General features: G+C 68.5%; 14 protein-coding genes. 9 read left to right on the forward strand and 5 right to left on the reverse strand.

From position 1 onward, the window contains the following. Window positions 1-84: 84 nt before the first annotated feature. From QTI51_RS31525 to QTI51_RS31540, 4 genes are all read left to right on the forward strand, one after another. Window positions 85-1,269 (forward strand): acetyl-CoA C-acetyltransferase, encoded by a 1,185-nt coding sequence (locus QTI51_RS31525; protein WP_286517132.1) that lies wholly within the window; start codon window positions 85-87, stop codon window positions 1,267-1,269. Then, entirely contained in the window at window positions 1,269-2,072 is an 804-nt protein-coding gene (locus tag QTI51_RS31530) for an enoyl-CoA hydratase-related protein (protein WP_207786790.1), read from the forward strand. Before QTI51_RS31525 ends, QTI51_RS31530 begins: the two co-directional genes overlap by 1 nt. A 66-nt stretch (window positions 2,073-2,138) precedes the next feature. Then, window positions 2,139-3,395 (forward strand): 6-phosphofructokinase, encoded by a 1,257-nt coding sequence (locus tag QTI51_RS31535; RefSeq protein WP_286517131.1) that lies wholly within the window; start codon window positions 2,139-2,141, stop codon window positions 3,393-3,395. Continuing rightward, complete coding sequence (locus QTI51_RS31540) at window positions 3,392-3,652, forward strand: cysteine-rich CWC family protein (RefSeq protein ID WP_116912433.1); 261 nt, start codon at window positions 3,392-3,394, stop codon at window positions 3,650-3,652. Before QTI51_RS31535 ends, QTI51_RS31540 begins: the two co-directional genes overlap by 4 nt. 10 nt (window positions 3,653-3,662) lie before the next feature. Here the strand turns inward: QTI51_RS31540 and QTI51_RS31545 are convergent, their stop codons facing one another. Continuing rightward, window positions 3,663-5,087, reverse strand: a complete 1,425-nt coding sequence (locus QTI51_RS31545; RefSeq protein ID WP_503011558.1) for a zinc-binding metallopeptidase family protein — start codon at window positions 5,085-5,087, stop codon at window positions 3,663-3,665. 136 nt (window positions 5,088-5,223) lie between these two features. Between QTI51_RS31545 and QTI51_RS31550 the strand changes: the two genes are divergently transcribed. From QTI51_RS31550 to QTI51_RS31570, 5 genes are all read left to right on the forward strand, one after another. Then, on the forward strand, window positions 5,224-6,744 hold the full coding sequence (locus tag QTI51_RS31550) for a DHA2 family efflux MFS transporter permease subunit (RefSeq protein WP_286517129.1): 1,521 nt from the start codon (window positions 5,224-5,226) through the stop codon (window positions 6,742-6,744). An 82-nt stretch (window positions 6,745-6,826) separates the two neighbouring features. Continuing rightward, window positions 6,827-7,981, forward strand: coding sequence for an ABC transporter substrate-binding protein (locus QTI51_RS31555; RefSeq protein ID WP_286517128.1), 1,155 nt, complete (start codon window positions 6,827-6,829; stop codon window positions 7,979-7,981). 73 nt (window positions 7,982-8,054) lie between these two features. Beyond that, window positions 8,055-8,822, forward strand: a complete 768-nt coding sequence (locus tag QTI51_RS31560) for a class II glutamine amidotransferase (protein ID WP_116912437.1) — start codon at window positions 8,055-8,057, stop codon at window positions 8,820-8,822. 122 nt (window positions 8,823-8,944) lie between these two features. Continuing rightward, a complete protein-coding gene (locus QTI51_RS31565) occupies window positions 8,945-11,167 on the forward strand; it encodes a TonB-dependent receptor (RefSeq protein ID WP_116912438.1) in 2,223 nt (740 codons plus the stop codon). Window positions 11,168-11,174: 7 nt separating this feature from the next. Beyond that, window positions 11,175-12,449 (forward strand): PepSY-associated TM helix domain-containing protein, encoded by a 1,275-nt coding sequence (locus QTI51_RS31570; RefSeq protein ID WP_116912439.1) that lies wholly within the window; start codon window positions 11,175-11,177, stop codon window positions 12,447-12,449. A gap of 12 nt (window positions 12,450-12,461) precedes the next feature. On the opposite strand, the gene gshB is transcribed toward QTI51_RS31570, so the two are convergent. Genes gshB through QTI51_RS31590 form a run of 4 tightly spaced genes read right to left on the reverse strand, consistent with a single transcriptional unit; the run spans window position 12,462 to window position 15,768 of the window. Then, window positions 12,462-13,415, reverse strand: coding sequence for a glutathione synthase (gene gshB / locus QTI51_RS31575; protein WP_116912440.1), 954 nt, complete (start codon window positions 13,413-13,415; stop codon window positions 12,462-12,464). Next, window positions 13,415-14,689, reverse strand: a complete 1,275-nt coding sequence (locus tag QTI51_RS31580; RefSeq protein ID WP_116912441.1) for a benzoate/H(+) symporter BenE family transporter — start codon at window positions 14,687-14,689, stop codon at window positions 13,415-13,417. The genes gshB and QTI51_RS31580 overlap by 1 nt, the downstream gene beginning before the upstream one ends. Then, a complete protein-coding gene (locus QTI51_RS31585; protein WP_116912442.1) occupies window positions 14,668-15,210 on the reverse strand; it encodes a tetratricopeptide repeat protein in 543 nt (180 codons plus the stop codon). The genes QTI51_RS31580 and QTI51_RS31585 overlap by 22 nt, the downstream gene beginning before the upstream one ends. Window positions 15,211-15,219: 9 nt before the next feature. Further along, the gene (locus QTI51_RS31590) at window positions 15,220-15,768 is read right to left on the reverse strand and encodes a pilin (RefSeq protein WP_116912443.1); all 549 of its coding nucleotides are present in this window, start codon (window positions 15,766-15,768) and stop codon (window positions 15,220-15,222) included. Window positions 15,769-15,916: the final 148 nt, after the last annotated feature.

Here is a 15,916-nt window from a genome sequence, read left to right on the forward strand (position 1 = left end):
CGCACCGAAGGCCGCCGTTGTCAGTGACGGGCGGCCTTCTTGCCTTGGGGCACCCCGCATTCCCGTTACCTGAAGGACATGAACATGGCAGAGGCATACATCGTGGCCGCGGCGCGCACGGCCGGCGGCCGGCGCGGCGGCAAGCTCGCGGGCTGGCACCCGGCGGACCTGGCGGCGCGGGTGATCGACGCGCTGGTGGCGCGCAGCGGCATCGACCCCGCGGCGGTCGAAGACGTGATCCTCGGCTGCGTGAGCCAGGTGGGCGAGCAGGCCACCAACATCGCGCGCAACGCGGTACTGGCGTCGAAGCTGCCCGAGTCGGTGCCGGGCACCTCGGTCGACCGGCAGTGCGGCTCGTCGCAGCAGGCCTTGCACTTCGCGGCGCAGGCCGTGATGTCGGGCGCCATGGACGCGGTGATTGCCGGCGGCGTCGAGAGCATGACGCGCGTGCCCATGTTCACGCCCAACGTGCTGCCGGCCAAGGCGGGCCTGGGCAGCTACATGAGCCCGGCCATGAAGGCGCGCTACCCCGGCGTGGAGTTCAGCCAGTTCACCGGCGCGGAAATGATCGCGAAGAACTACGGCATCGAGAAAGAGGCGCTCGACCGCTACGCGCTGGAGAGCCACCACCGCGCCATCGCGGCCACGCGCGCGGGTGCGTTCAACGACGAGATCGTGCCCATCGACATCCTGCTGCCCGACGGATCGGGCTCGCCCAGCGGCGAGCAGCACACGGTGGACGAAGGCATCCGCTTCGAGGCCACGCTGGAGGGCATCGCGGGCGTGAAGCTCATCGCCGAAGGCGGTCGCTGCACCGCGGCCACGGCCAGCCAGATCTGCGACGGCGCCAGCGGCGTGCTGGTGGTGAACGAGCGCGGCCTGAAGGCGCTGGGCGTGAAGCCGCTGGCACGCATCCACCACATGAGCGTGATGGGGCACGACCCGGTCATCATGCTGGAGGCACCCCTGCCCGCCACGCAACGCGCGCTGAAGAAGGCCGGCATGAACATCGCCGACATCGACCTGTACGAAGTGAACGAGGCCTTCGCGCCCGTGCCCATCGCTTGGCTGCAGGCGCTGGACGCCGACCCGGCGCGGCTCAACGTGAACGGTGGCGCCATCGCGCTGGGCCATCCGCTGGGCGCCTCGGGCACCAAGCTGATGACCACGCTGGTCCACGCGCTCGGCCAGCGCGGCAAGCGCTACGGCCTGCAGACCATGTGCGAAGGCGGCGGCATGGCCAACGTGACCATCGTCGAGAGGCTGTGATGGCCGAGCAGCCATTCATCCTGTACGCGCTGGCCGACGGCATCGCCACGCTCACGCTGAACCTGCCCGCCAAGCTCAACCCGATCGCGCGCGACCTGCAGGTGGAGCTGCGCGACACGCTGGAGCGCATTCGCGACGACCGCGCGGTGCGCGCCGTGATCCTCACCGGCGCGGGCAAGGCCTTTTGCGTGGGCGCCGACCTGAGCGCGATGGCGCCGGGCGAAGCCGGCAAGTCGCTCGGCACGCAGACCGCCGAGGCCATGCAGGCGCTGAGCAACCCGCTGATCGAAACGCTGCGCACGCTGCCCGTGCCGGTGGTGGCCGCGGTGAACGGGCCGGCGGCCGGCGCGGGCGTGGGCCTGGCGCTGGCCGCCGACGTGACCATCGCGGCGCGCAGCGCGTACTTCTACCTGCCCTTCCTGCCCAAGCTGGGCATCGTGCCCGACCTGGGCTGCACCTGGGCCATTCCGCGGCGCGCCGGCCGGGCGCGCGCCATGGGCATGGCGCTGCTCGACGAGCGCGTGGGCGCGGGGCGCGCGGTGCAGTGGGGCCTGATCTGGGCCTGCGTGGACGACGAGCAATTGATGGAAGAAGCCAGGGCCATCGCCCAGCGCCTGGCGCAGCTGCCGGCCCACGCAGTGGTCGAGGCGCGCGAAGCCTTCGAGGCCTCGGAGCGCCACACGCTGAAGGAACAGCTGCACTACGAAAGCGAACGCCAGCGCGAGCTCATCGACAGCCCCAGCTTCCGCGAAGGCGTGAGCGCGTTCCTTCAGAAGCGGCCACCCGTATTCGAGCGCCGCTGACCGCGCCCGGCAGGCGCTGACATCCTGTCACTGGCGCCTGCCGGAGGGCTGCGGGAGAATGCCCGCATGACGATCTCCAACGCCTTCTACGCCCAGTCGGGTGGTGTCACCTCGGTCATCAACGCCTCGGCCTGCGGCGTGATCGAGACGGTGCGCAAGCACCCCGAGCGCATCGGCAAGCTCTACGCAGGGCGCAACGGCATCATCGGCGCGCTGACCGAGGAGCTGATCGACACCGGCGCCGAATCGGCCGAGGCCATCGCGGCGCTGCGCAGCACGCCCTCGGGCGCCTTCGGCTCGTGCCGCTACAAGCTCAAGTCGCTGGAGAAGAACCGGCGCGAGTACGAGCGGCTCATCGAGGTGTTCAAGGCGCACGGCATCGGCTACTTCTTCTACAACGGCGGCGGCGACTCGGCCGACACCTGCTTCAAGGTGAGCCAGCTGTCGCAGTCGATGGGCTATGCGCTGCAGGCCATCCACGTGCCCAAGACCATCGACAACGACCTGCCGCTGACCGACTGCTGCCCGGGCTTCGGCTCGGTCGCGAAGTACGTGGCGGTGTCCACCATCGAGGCCTCGTTCGACGTGCGCTCGATGGCGGCCACGTCGACCAAGGTGTTCGTGCTCGAGGTGATGGGCCGGCACGCAGGCTGGATCGCCGCGGCCGGCGGGCTCGCCGCCGACCAGGGCATTCCGGTGGTGGTGCTGTTCCCCGAGATCGAGTTCGACAAGGCCCGCTTCATCGCGCGCGTCGACGAACTGGTGAAGCAGCACGGCTACTGCTCGGTGGTGGTGTCCGAAGGCTGCCATCACCCCGAGGGCACCTTCCTGGCCGAGCAGGGCACGCGCGACGCCTTCGGCCATGCGCAACTGGGCGGCGCGGCGCCGGTGGTGGCGCAGATGGTGAAGGACGCGCTGGGCCACAAGTTTCACTGGGCGGTGGCCGACTACCTGCAGCGCGCGGCGCGCCACATCGCCTCGGCCACCGACGTGAAGCAGGCCTACGAGCTGGGGCAGCGCGCGGTCGAGCTGGCGCTGGAAGGCCGCAACGCGGTGATGCCGACCATCGAGCGCATCTCCGACGTGCCTTATGCCTACCGCCTGGGCAGCGCGCCGCTCGAATCGGTCGCCAATGTCGAGAAGCCGATGCCGCGCGATTTCATTTCGGACGACGGCTACGGCATCACCGAGAAGTGCCGGCGCTACCTGCTGCCGCTGATCGAGGGCGAGGACTACCCGGCCTACAGCGGCGGGCTGCCGGTGTACGTGACGCTGAAGAACACGGTGGTGGCGAAGAAGCTGCCGGCGTTCGAGATCGCATGACGACCGCGGTGGCAGCCCCGGGGCTTATCGACGCCACGCGCTGCCCGCTGTGCGGCGAGCTGAACCGCTGCGCGATGGAGACCGAGCGCGAGACGGGCCAGCCACAGCCGCCGTGCTGGTGCATGCAGGCCGACTTCAGCAACGCCCCGCTCACCAACCTGCCGCAGGAGATGCGCGGGCTGGCTTGCATCTGCGCCCGCTGTGCCACAGGCGCCACGGGCTCCACACCCGCAAAGGGCGCAACAAGCGCGCCGTGAGCCACGCCGGTCAGGACTGCGATTGAGTCTGTGACTGCGACGGTGCCAGCTCAGGCATCGCCGCGAGTTCGGGCATCGGCGCCAGTGGCGCAGCTTCGGCCGGCGCCGCATCGACAGGCTCGGCCACGGGCACGCCGATTTCGCTGGCCACCACCATCGTCGGCGCGCTGCCGGGGCGTTGCTCGGTGATCACGCGGTGGATGAACTGCAGCTTGCCCACCGCCGCGCGCGGCAGCACGAATGGGTAGTAGTCGGGCTGGCCCATGCTGCGCGACAGCTCGTTGAGCACGTTGGTCAGCAGCACCCAGCCGTTGATGAAGTCCAGGAACTTGCCCGCGTCGGGGTGGTCCGGCTGCCACAGGTCGTCCAGCGTGAACAGGTCGCTGGTGAGTTCGACGTTGGTGGCGTCGACGCCGAAGCTCATCGCGGTGTCGGCCGTGTCGGCCATGTGCAGGTAGTGGGCCCAGGTCTCGGCCCAGTCCTCCCACGGGTGGGTGCTGGCGTAGCTGCTCACGTAGCGGTCGGCCCAGTCGGGCGGCGGGCCCTGTTCGTAGTGGGTCTGCAGCGCGGCGGCGTAGTCGGCGCGGTCGTCGCCGAAGAGCGCGCGGAAGTCGTCGATCCACGGCGTGGGCAGCACCAGCAGGTCCCAGTAGTAGTGGCCGATCTCGTGGCGGAAGTGGCCCAGCAGCGTGCGGTAGGGCTCGCGCATCTCGGCGCGGATGCGCTCGCGCACGGCGTCCTCGGCCTCCTCCGCGTTCAGCGTGATCACGCCGTCGTCGTGGCCCGTCATCACGTGCGGGGCGCCGGGCATGTTGCTCAAGAAGTCGAAGGCCAGGCCGTGCACCGGGTCGGCATGGCGGCTCACCACCGGCAGGCCCAGCGCGAGCAGTTGCGAGATGAGCCGGCGCTTGGCCTGCTCCAGCTTGCCCCAGAACACGCCGTTGACCTCCTGCGACAGGTCGGGAATGGTACGCGTCACGCTGCACGCCAGGCAGTAGCCCGGCGCCAGGCCGTGCACGTCGGCGGGCAGCGCCTGGCCGTCGCGCGCGGCGGGCACCATCCAGCTGCAGGCCGCGGCGGTCATGAGGTTGGCGCAGCGCCGGTAGATGGGGCCTTGCGCGTCGCCGAACACGGTGAAGGTGTCGGGCGGCACGCCCTCGCCCTGCGCGGGCGCCAGCGGCATCACGCCGAGGCGGTCGGCCACATAGCCCAGCGGCGTCTGGCAGGCCAGGCACTGGCTGTTGCGCAGGAACACGGGGCGCCCGCACTGGCAGCGGTAGCTGCGGCTGAGCGTGGGGGCCGCGAGCTCGGCGGCGAGCGTGGGGACGGCTTCGGGGGTGCCGAGGTCTGGCGCAGCGCTTTGTGCACCACTCTGTGCAGTGCCTTGCGCGGCGTCTTGTGCCTGGGCGACTTGTTCGTTCACTGGGGAGTCCATTTGTTGTATCGGTCTTGGCGCGGAGGGTTGACGCGGAGGGGACAGCCGCTGCATTGTGCGATTCGACACCGCGTCCTCCGCCATGCAATCGCCGATATGCTTGTAGGACGACGGACCTGAGACATTCCGCCGCCCCATGACCTCCCCACGAACTCCCCAAGCCGCGACCACGCCGGCCCCGCCCTCCATCGGCACGCTGCGCGAACGCTATGGCGAGCGCTACCGCTGGTACCTGCTGCTGTCGGTCATGGTGGGGACGATGGCGTCGATCATGTCCTCGACCATCGTCAACGTGGCCATCCCCGGCATGAGCCACCACTTCTCGCTCGGCCAGGAGCGCGCGCAGTGGGTGAGCTCGGGCTTCATGGTGGCGATGACGGTGTCGATGCTCACCACCCCCTGGCTGCTGTCGCGCTACGGCTACCGGCGCACCTATGTCGGCACCATGCTGTTGCTGCTGCTGGGCGGCATCGTGGGCGGGCTGGCCAACAACTTCTCGCTGGTGCTGCTCGCGCGCGTGGCCGAGGGGCTGGCGGCGGGCGTGGTGCAGCCCATACCGGCCATCATCATCCTGCGCGCCTTCGAGCCCCACGAGCAGGGGCGCGCGAGCGGCATCTTCGGCATGGGCGTGGTGCTGGCGCCGGCCATCGGGCCGAGCATCGGCGGGGTGCTGGTCGACCTGTTCGGCTGGCGCTCGATCTTCTTCATGGTGGTGCCCTTCTGCCTGGCGTCGCTGTACCTGGCCTACAAGTTCGTGCCCAAGACGGCGCCGGGCGGCGTGGCCGCGGTGCGCGGCAGCGGGCTCGACGCGCGCGGGCTGGCGCTGGGCACGGTGGGCACGCTGTGCCTGCTGAACGGGCTGGTGGCGCTGCGTGGCGATTCGCCGCTGCAAGCGGGCCTGCTGCTGGCGGGCGCGCTGGCGGCCTTCGGCGCGTTCGTGTGGTGGCAGCGCCGGCTCGCGGCCTCGGGCGGCACGCCGCTGATGAACCTGGCGCTGTTCCAGTACCGGCAGTTCGCCATGGGCAGCGTGGTGGCCTTCATCTATGGGACGGCGCTGTTCGGCTCCACCTACCTGCTGCCGGTGTACATGCAGGTGGGGCTGCAGCTGTCGGCCTCGCACGTGGGCACCATCCTGCTGCCGGCGGGCTTCGTGCTGGCGATCACCATCGCGGGCGTGGGCCGGCTGGCCGACCGGCACCCGACGTGGCTGCTGGTGACCATCGGCCTGGCGCTGCTGGCGGCCTCCTTCGCGCTGATGATGGTGCTGCGCCTGGACAGCGCGCTGTGGCTGCTGGTGGCCTTCGCGATCATCGGGCGCATCGGGCTCGGCTTCATCCTGCCGTCGCTCAACCTGGGCTCGATGCGGCCGCTGGCCAAGCCGCTGATTCCGCAGGGCGCGAGCGCCATCAACTTCGTGCGCATGCTGGGCGGCGCGGCCGGCGTGAGCCTGTGCGCCATCGTGCTCGAGTGGCGGCTGGCCGCGCACGGCGATTCGCTGGCCAACCCCATGACCAGCCCGGCCCGGCTGGCCGCCTTCGACGAGGTGTTCGCGATGCTGGCGGGGCTGTGCGCGCTGGCCATCTGCGCGGCGTGGCAGCTGCGCACGCGGCCCTCCGAACTCGGCAAGGCCGAAGCGCCGGTGCGCAACACGGGGTAAACCCCGGCGGCGGAAGCGGGGACTTTCGCATTCAATTGTTATCAGTTGTATCCATCTGGTCCAGATAGCAATCGGGTTCCCCATGCACCGCAGAAACTTCATCGCCGCCACGGCCACGGCCGCGGCCGTGGCCGGCCTTGGCCCGCTCGCTCCGCTCTCCTGTGCCCTGGCGGCGGAGAACGGCGTTACCGACACCGAGATCGTGCTTGGCCACACCGGCATCCTGAGCGGCCCGCTGGGCGCGCCCATCAAGGTGGTGATGGCCGGCGCGGGGCTGGCCTTCGACGCGGTCAACGCGCAGGGCGGGCTCTCGGGCCGCAAGATCAGGCTGGTGTCGCTCGACGACGAACTGGTGCCCGAGAAGGCCGTGGCCAACTACGAGAAGCTGCTGGGCGAGCACCGCGCCTTCGCCTTCTTCGGCTGCGTGGGCTCCGGCACCACGGCGGCCGCCGCCAAGGTGCTCAACCAGAGCGGCGCCCCCATGGTGGGCGGCTATGCGGTGTCCGACTCGGCGCGCGAGAAGGTCGCGGGTTCGGGCTACTTCGTGCGCGCCACCTTCGCGCGCGAGGCGCAGGCGCTGGTGCAGCACCTGACGACCATCGGCGTGTCGCGCATCGGCGTGGCGTACCTCGACAACCCGGGCGGCGCCGAAGTGGCCCGGCTGGTGGAGGCGGCGCTGGCCACGCTGCAGCTCAAGCCCGCGGTGGCCGTGCCCGTGAAGGGCGACGGCTCGACCAACGAGGCGGCCGGCAAGGCGCTGGCCGACAGCAAGGCGCAGGCCGTTGTCATGTACCTGGGCGGCGGCATCGGCGGCGAGGTGATGAAGAGCGCCTGGACCGCCGGCGGGCGCCAGATGTTCTACGGCATGTCGATCGTGCCGGGCGACGTCACCGCCAGGCTGGTGGGCGAGAAGACCAGCGGGCTGGCCATCTCGCAGATCGTGCCGTACCCGTGGAGCGAGGTCGACGCCGGCACCCGGGAATACCGGCAGCTGGCCGAGCGCGCCAAGGTCGACATCGGCTACCTGAGCTACGAGGGCTACGTGAACGCGATGGTGATGGTCGAGGCGCTGCGCCGCACGGGGCGCGACCTCACGCGCGCCAAGCTGCACGCCACGCTGAAGAGCATGAAGCTGCGCGTGAGCAACATGGAAGTCGACTTCACCGGCGCCAGCAACACGGGCTCGCGCTTCATCGAGATGGTGCGGGTGACAAAGGAAGGCAAGTTCCTGCGCTGATGCGACGCACCGGCACCGCGGAAGAACCCGCGTCGGCGCCGGGGGCCGCGCGAATCGGGGTCTAATCGCTGGCATGTGTCAATTGCTAGGGATGAACTGCAACACGCCGACCGACGTGACCTTCAGCTTCACGGGGTTCGCGCAGCGCGGCGGCCGCACCGACCACCATGCGGACGGCTGGGGCATCGCGTTCTTCGAGGACCGCGGGCTGCGCCACTTCGTCGACCACCAGCCCGCGTGCGAATCGCCGGTGGCGGAGCTCATTCGGCGCTACCCCATCCAGAGCCGCAACGTCATCGCGCACATCCGCAAGGCGACGCAGGGCGAGGTCAACCTGCAGAACTGCCACCCCTTCGTGCGCGAGCTGTGGGGGCGCTACTGGGTGTTTGCCCACAACGGCGACCTGAAGGACTTTCGCCCGCGCCTGCACGGCAACTTCCACCCGGTGGGCAACACCGACAGCGAGCACGCCTTCTGCTGGCTGATGCAGGAGCTGGCCAAGTCGCACGCCGGCGTGCCGAGCATCGAGGAGCTGACGCTCACGCTGCGCGAACTGGCGCCGCAGCTGGCGAGCCACGGCACCTTCAACTTCATGCTGTCCAACGGGCAGGCGCTGTGGGCGCATGCGTCGACCAACCTCTGGTACGTGGAGCGCCGGCACCCGTTCGTGACGGCGCAGCTGTCGGACGAAGACCTGGCCATCGATTTCTCGGAGCACACCACGCCCACCGACCGCGTGGCCGTGGTGGTGACGGCGCCGCTCACCACCAACGAGACGTGGACGCAGTTCGCACCGGGCGAGCTGCATGTGTTCGTGGACGGGCAGTTGTCAGGCGTCTGATTGCAGACCGATGTGCGGTCTTTTGACTGACACATTTTCGCAACAGTGCAAGAAAGTATCGGTGGCGATGGGCAAGTGCGTGAACAATAACGGTTCTCATTTGCAATCTTTCGGACCGTCCCATGCCCGCTCCCCACTTCTACCTTCGCCCGACCGTGGTCGCAACGCTGCTCGCGCTCAACGCCGTGGCAGCCCTGGCCCAGACCACCGCGGCCGAGCCGGCTGCCGGAGCGGCGTCCAGCGGCACCCTTTCCACCGTGAACGTGGAAGCCAGCGCCGACGCCTCGGCCGAAGGCCTGACCAAGCCGTATGCCGGCGGCCAGGTGGCGCGCGGCGGGCGGGTCGGCATCCTGGGCAACCAGGACATGATGAGCACGCCGTTTTCGAGCACCAACTACACCAACGAGCTCATCCAGGACCAGCAGGCCAAGAGCGTGGCCGACGTGCTGCTGAACGACCCGTCGGTGCGCCAGGCGCGCGGCTTCGGCAACTTCCAGGAGCTGTACGTGGTGCGCGGCTTCCCCGTGTACTCGGACGACGTTTCCTACAACGGCCTGTACGGCATGCTGCCGCGCCAGTACATCGCCTCTGAATTCTTCGAGCGCGTGGAAGTGTTCCGCGGCGCCAACACCTTCCTGAACGGCGCGGCCCCAGGCGGCAGCGGCATCGGCGGCGCGATCAACCTGCTGCCCAAGCGCGCGCCCAACGAACCGCTCACCCGCGTGGGCTTCGGCGTGCAGACCGGCGGCCAGGGCTTCGTCAACCTCGACCTGGCACGCCGCTTCGGCCCCGACGACAGCCTGGGCATCCGCGTGAACGCGGTGCGCCGCGAAGGCGGCACGGGCATCAAGAACGAGAGCCAGCAGCTCAGCGCCTTCGGCGTGGGCCTCGACTGGCACAACCGCAACGTGCGCCTGTCGGCCGACTTCGGCTATCAGGACTTCGACCTGAAGGACGGCCGCCCCAGCGTCACGCCGTCGTCGACGCTGCCGATCCCGCGCGCGCCCGACGCCCGCACCAACTTCGCCCAGCCCTGGACCTACTCCAAGGAAAAGGACAAGTTCGCCACCTTCCGCGGCGAGGTCGACATCACCGACAACATCACGGCCTGGGCCGCCGGCGGCGTGCGCCGCAGCGACGAGGACAACGTGCTGTCGAACCCCACGCTCACCAGCGCGTTCGGCGACACCAGCAACACGCGCTTCAGCAACACCCGCAAGGACCGCATCGGCACGGCCGAGATCGGCGTGCGCGGCAACTTCACCACCGGCCCGGTGAAGCACACCCTGGTGGCATCGGCCGCCAAGTACAGCAACGACCGCGACAACGCCTACGCCATCTCGGCAAGCAGCGTGCGCAACAACATCTACACGCCGTACGCCTCGCCCTACCCGATCGCCAACGGCGCCGGCGGCTTCGTCGGCAACACGCTCGCGGACCCGCGCCTGACCGACAAGATCGACACCTCAAGCGTGGCCATTGCCGACACCATGTCGTTCATGGACGACCGCCTGCTGGTCACGCTCGGCGCGCGCCGCCAGACCATCGAGCAGACCAGCTTCGCGTACACCACGCTCAAGCAGACCAGCACCTACGACAAGAGCAAGACCACGCCGGTGGCGGGCGTCGTGTTCAAGATCACGCCCACGGTGTCGGCCTATGCCAACTACATCGAAGGCCTGGTCAAGGGCAACGTGGCGCCCGGCACGGTGAACAACCGCCCGGTGACCAACAGCGGCGAAATCTTCGCGCCGTACCAGGCCAAGCAGAAGGAAGTCGGCGTCAAGTACGACGGCGGCACGCTCGGCGCCAGCGCCGCGTTCTTCACCACCGACCAGCCCACCTACGCCTACTCGGGCCAGACCTACGGCCTGTACGGCAAGCAGCGCAACCAGGGCCTGGAGTTCTCGGTGTTCGGCCAACCCGCCAAGGGCCTGCGCCTGCTCGGCGGCCTGACGCTGATCGACGCCAAGCAGAAGCAGACGCAAGGCGGCGCCACCGACGGCCTGACCGCCATCGGCGTGGCCAAGCAGCAAGCCAACCTGGGCGCCGAGTGGGACGTGCCCGGCCTGCGCAACGTGGCGCTCAACGCCCGCGTGCTCTACACCTCCAAGCAGTACGCCAACGCGACCAACACGCAGTCGGTTCCCTCGTGGACGCGCGTGGACATCGGCGCGCGCTACCTGGTCGACCTGGGCAACGGCCGCGCGCTCACGCTGCGCGCGCGCATCGACAACCTGTTCAACAAGTCGTACTGGGCGTCGGTGGGCGGCACGCAAGGCTCCAACTACCTGGTGCTGGGCGCACCGCGGACCTTCGCAGTGAGCGGCACCATCGACTTCTGATCTCGCCATGCGCGCCTTCGCGACCGCAGTGCACCGCTGGGCGGGACTTGCGGTCGCGCTGTTTCTCATCGTCTCGGGCCTGACCGGCGCCGTCATCTCGTGGGACCACGAGATCGACGGCTGGCTCAACCGCAAGCTCTACGACACCACCGCGCGCGGCCCGTTCAAGGACCCCTTCGAGCTCGCCGCCGCCGTCGAACGACACGACCCGCGCGCGCGGGTCGCCTACCTTCCGCTGGGCTTCGAGGAAGGGCACGCGGCCGGCTACTTCGTGCAGCCGCGCACCGACCCCGCCACCGGCAAGCCGTTCAGGCTCGGCTACAACCAGGTCTTCGTCGACCCTGTCACGGCCGAGGTGCGCGGGCAGCGCGACTCGGCCGCCGTGTCGCTCAGGCCCGAGACACTGATGCCCTTCCTGCGCAAGCTGCACTACATGCTGCATGTGCCGGCGATGTGGGGCACCGACCGCATAGGCTGGTGGATCATGGGCACGGTGGCGCTCGTGTGGCTGCTCGACAGCTTCGTGGCGCTGTACCTCACGATGCCCAGGCGGCTGCGCAGGTCGGCGCAGGCAGTGCACGCGGTGCACCGCCCTCCCTCCGCTTGGTGGCAACGCTGGAAGCCGGCCTGGACGGTGCGCTGGGCGGCCGGTGGCTACAAGCTCAACTTCGACCTGCACCGCGCGGGCGGGCTGTGGATCTGGCTGCTGATCATCGTCATCGCCTTCACCTCGTTCTCGCTGAACCTCTACAAGGAGGTGTTCTATCCGGTGCTGTCGCTGGTGTCGAAGACCACGCCGGGGCCTTCGGCGCTGGTGCCGCTCGCACCGCTGGGCACGCGCATCGAGCCGGCCATCGGCTTTCGCGAGATCGTGGCGCAGGCCGACGCCGAGGCCCGGCGCCGCGGCTGGACCACGCCGCTGGGCGGCGTGTTCTACAACGCGCGCGGCGGCTTCTACAACGTGTCTGTCTTCGACCATGCCACGCACGACGACAGCGACGGCATGGGCCTGTCGAACCTCTACCTCGACGGGCGCGACGGCCACCTCATCGGCAGCAACCACCCATGGCACGGCACCGCGGCCGATGTGTTCGCGCAGCTGCAGCTGCCACTGCACGGCGGGCGCATCCTCGGCCTGCCGGGGCGCATCCTGATGTCGGCGATGGGGTTGATGGTGGCGATGCTGTCGGTCACGGGCATCGTCATCTGGGCGCGCAAGCGGCGCTCGCGGGTGCTGCAGAAGCGGCAGCGCCCCAGGCTGCCCGCCACCGCGAAAGCTTGAACCAGGCGCTGATCAGCCCTTTGCCAAATGCGCCTCCAGCGCATCGATGAACATCCTCGGCACGTCGAAGCCCGTCTGCTCGGTGATCTCCTGGAAGCACGTCGGGCTCGTCACGTTGATCTCGGTGACCGAGTCGCCGATCACGTCCAGCCCGATCAGCAGCAGCCCGCGCGGCGCCAGCGCGCGGCCCACGGCCTCGGCGATCTCGCGGTTGCGCGCCGTGAGCGGCTGCGCCACGCCCTTGCCGCCGGCCGCCAGGTTGCCGCGCACCTCGGTGCCTTGCGGAATGCGCGCCAGCACGAAAGGCGCCGGCTCGCCCGCGATGATCAGGATGCGCTTGTCGCCCTGCACTACCTCGGGCACGAAGCGCTGCACCATGATGGTTTCGGCGCCGTCCTTGTTGAGCGTCTCGACGATGGAGCCCAGGTTCAGCGCGTCCTGCTTCACGCGGAAGATGCCCATGCCGCCCATGCCGTCGAGCGGCTTCAGGATGATGTCGCCATGCTCCGCGTGAAAGTCGCGCACGGCCTGCGCGCTGCGCGTGACCAGCGTGGGCGTGACGAACTGCGGAAACTCCATGATCGCGAGCTTCTCGGGGTGGTCGCGCAGCGCGCGCGGCGAGTTGACCACCTTCGCGCCTTCGCGCTCGGCCTGCTGCAGCAGGTGCGTGGCGTAGATGTACTCGGCGTCGAAGGGCGGGTCCTTGCGCATCAGCACCGCATCGAAGTCCTTCAGCGCCTTCGACTCTGTGATGTCGACCGTGTACCAATCTTTCGCGTCGCCGGTGAGCGTGATCTGCTGCACCACCGCCGTCACCTGGCCGCCCGACTTCCACTGGATGTCCTGCGGCAGGCAGGCCGCGATGCGGTGGCCGCGGCGCTGGGCCTCGCGCATCATCGAGAAGGTCGTGTCCTTGTAGATCTTGAACTGGTCGAGCGGATCGGCGACGAAGAGGATGTTTTTCATCAGGTGTTCTTTCCGGCGCCGGGAGCGGCGGCCTCAGGGATGTCGGGCGCGATGTTGCCGGAAGCGGCGATGTCCTTGCCGGGAGGGGCCTTTTCAGCGCCCCGCGCGCGGCGTCCGATCTGCTGCACCGCCAGCGCCACCGCTCCGGCCACCACGCCCCAGAACGCCGAGCCGATGCCCGCCAGCGTGACGCTCGAGAGCGTGACCAGGAAGGTGATCAGCGCGGCCTCGCGGTGCGACTCGTCGCGCACCGCCGCGGCCAGCCCGCCGCCGATGGTGCCCAGCAGCGCCAGCCCGGCGATGGCCGCGACCAGCTCCTTCGGAAACGCGGTGAGCAGCCCCGTGACGGCCGCGCCGAACAGGCCGATCACCACGTAGATGGCGCCGCAGCTCACGGCCGCCGTGTAGCGCCGCGCCGGGTCTTCGTGCGCCTCGCGGCCCATGCAGATGGCGGCGGTGATGGCGCTCAGGTTCAGCGCGAAGGCGCCGAAGGGCGCCAGCACCAGCGTGGTCAGCCCGCTGATGGTGATGAGCTTGCTGACCGGCAGGTCGCCGTAGCCGGCCGCGCGAATGGCCGCCACGCCCGGCAGGTTCTGCGAGGCCATGGTCACCACGAACAGCGGCAGCGACAGGCTGACGATGGCTTGCCAGCTGAACGCCGGCATCGTGAACACCGGCCAGGTGAGCGAGAAGTGCACCGACGACCACGCCAGCTGCCCGCGCGCCACCACGTACACGATGGCCACCAGCAGCGTGAGCGGCACCGCGTAGCGCGGCAGCAGCCGCTTGGCGACCAGGTAGGTGCCGAGCATCAGCAGCACCAGCGGCAGCGCCGTTTGTGCCGCAACGAAGGCGCCCAACCCGAAGCGCGCCAGCACGCCGGCCAGCAGCGCCGAGGCGATGGCCATCGGGATCTTGTTCATGACCCGTTCGAACCAGCCGGTGGCGCCCGCCAGCACCATCAGCACCGCGCAGACGATGAAGGCACCCACCGCCTCGTTCATGCTGTAGCCCATGCCGGCCACCGCCAGCACGGCCGCGCCGGGCGTGCTCCAGGCGATCATCACCGGCTTGCGCCACCACAGCGAGGGCAGCGCCGAGGCCAGCCCCATGCCGATGCCCAGCGCCCACATCCACGAGGCCGCCATTTCGGGCGTGGCACCGAAGGCCTGCGCGGCCTGGAACACGATGGCTACCGAACTCGTGAAACCCACGAGCACGGCGACGAAGCCCGCGGTGAAAGCCGAAAGGCTCAGGTCCTTGAAAAATCGCATCCGGCGATTGTGCCGGGAGGGGCGCGCGCCAGCGCCGCCGGGCCGAGCAGCCCGTCGGCCTGCGCCCTCGCGATGACGTGCCCTTGCGCCGCGGCCCGGGCGATCCACATGAGCGCGAGATATTCGTTGCGCTCGACGCCCTGGCCCGTCGCGTGCGCCACGCCGAGCCATTGCATGGCGTCAGCGCAGCCTTGGCGGGCGGCTTGTTCGATCCAGTAGACGGCGGCGGCGGGACGGTCCAGCAGGAACAGGTGCTGGCCGAAGTCGTTCTGCGCGGCCATGTCGCCGGCATCGGCCTGGAACATGAGCTGCAGGTCTTGCAGGCTCAGGGGAAGCGGCACGTGGTGGTGCACGCTGTCCCAGGCAAGCATGACGCGGCCTCTGGCGTCGTCGGGGAGGCGCCGCACCTCGGTGGAGGAGATGCGGCGCCACCAGGTTCGGCGGCTCCACGTGGAGATGATGACCAGTGCGTCGAGGCTGATTGCTGGCGGGGAAAGGCGGCGCCCGCGTACCCCCGTCATCGGGCCTTCTTATGGATTCACCGGGGGCGCGGTTCCACCCGAGCTGCCGCCAGCGGAGGGGCTACCGCCGCCGCTATTTGCAACTTGCGCTGGGCCGCAACCATGTGGAATTAAAGAAGGGCCAAGGGACGTAACGCACCCCCATTGGGAGGTGTTTGCTCCAGCGGCCAATTTCCAAGTAATGGTTTGGCCTGAGATCTTGGAATTTACTTGCTGCGTCTTGAACGTTGTCTGAACTGTGCACCCCTCAGTAACATTTCCTGCAGTCACGATTTTATCGACGTATCTTCCCTTGATATTTGTAGAAATATCAATTGTTGCATCAGCAACCGTGGCGTTATTTGGGCATCTATTTTCGAGGCCGTGAATCAATTCCACCTCATATTTGACGCTCTCTGCCAAGGTTAATGCCTCACTAGACTGCGCTTTCGCCGTGTAATTTTGATAAGAAGGCATCGCAATTGCGGTCAGTATCCCAACAACCGCTATAACAATCATTAACTCAATAAGCGTAAAACCTTTTTGCGCAACAAAAGAAGCTTTTCCGAAACGATTCATGCATTTCCCCTGATTGAAAAAACCACAGACTCAAGTCCGCAGAATTTCTTATTGCAGATCGCATGCCGTTGAAAAATTTCGTGGCTTTTCAGAAAAATTCTTTAATATTCGTTTGCAATTATAAATTTGTTAAAGCAATGTGGCTTTT

The organism is Variovorax sp. J22G73, from assembly GCF_030317035.1.
In the GTDB taxonomy this organism is placed as follows: domain Bacteria; phylum Pseudomonadota; class Gammaproteobacteria; order Burkholderiales; family Burkholderiaceae_C; genus Variovorax.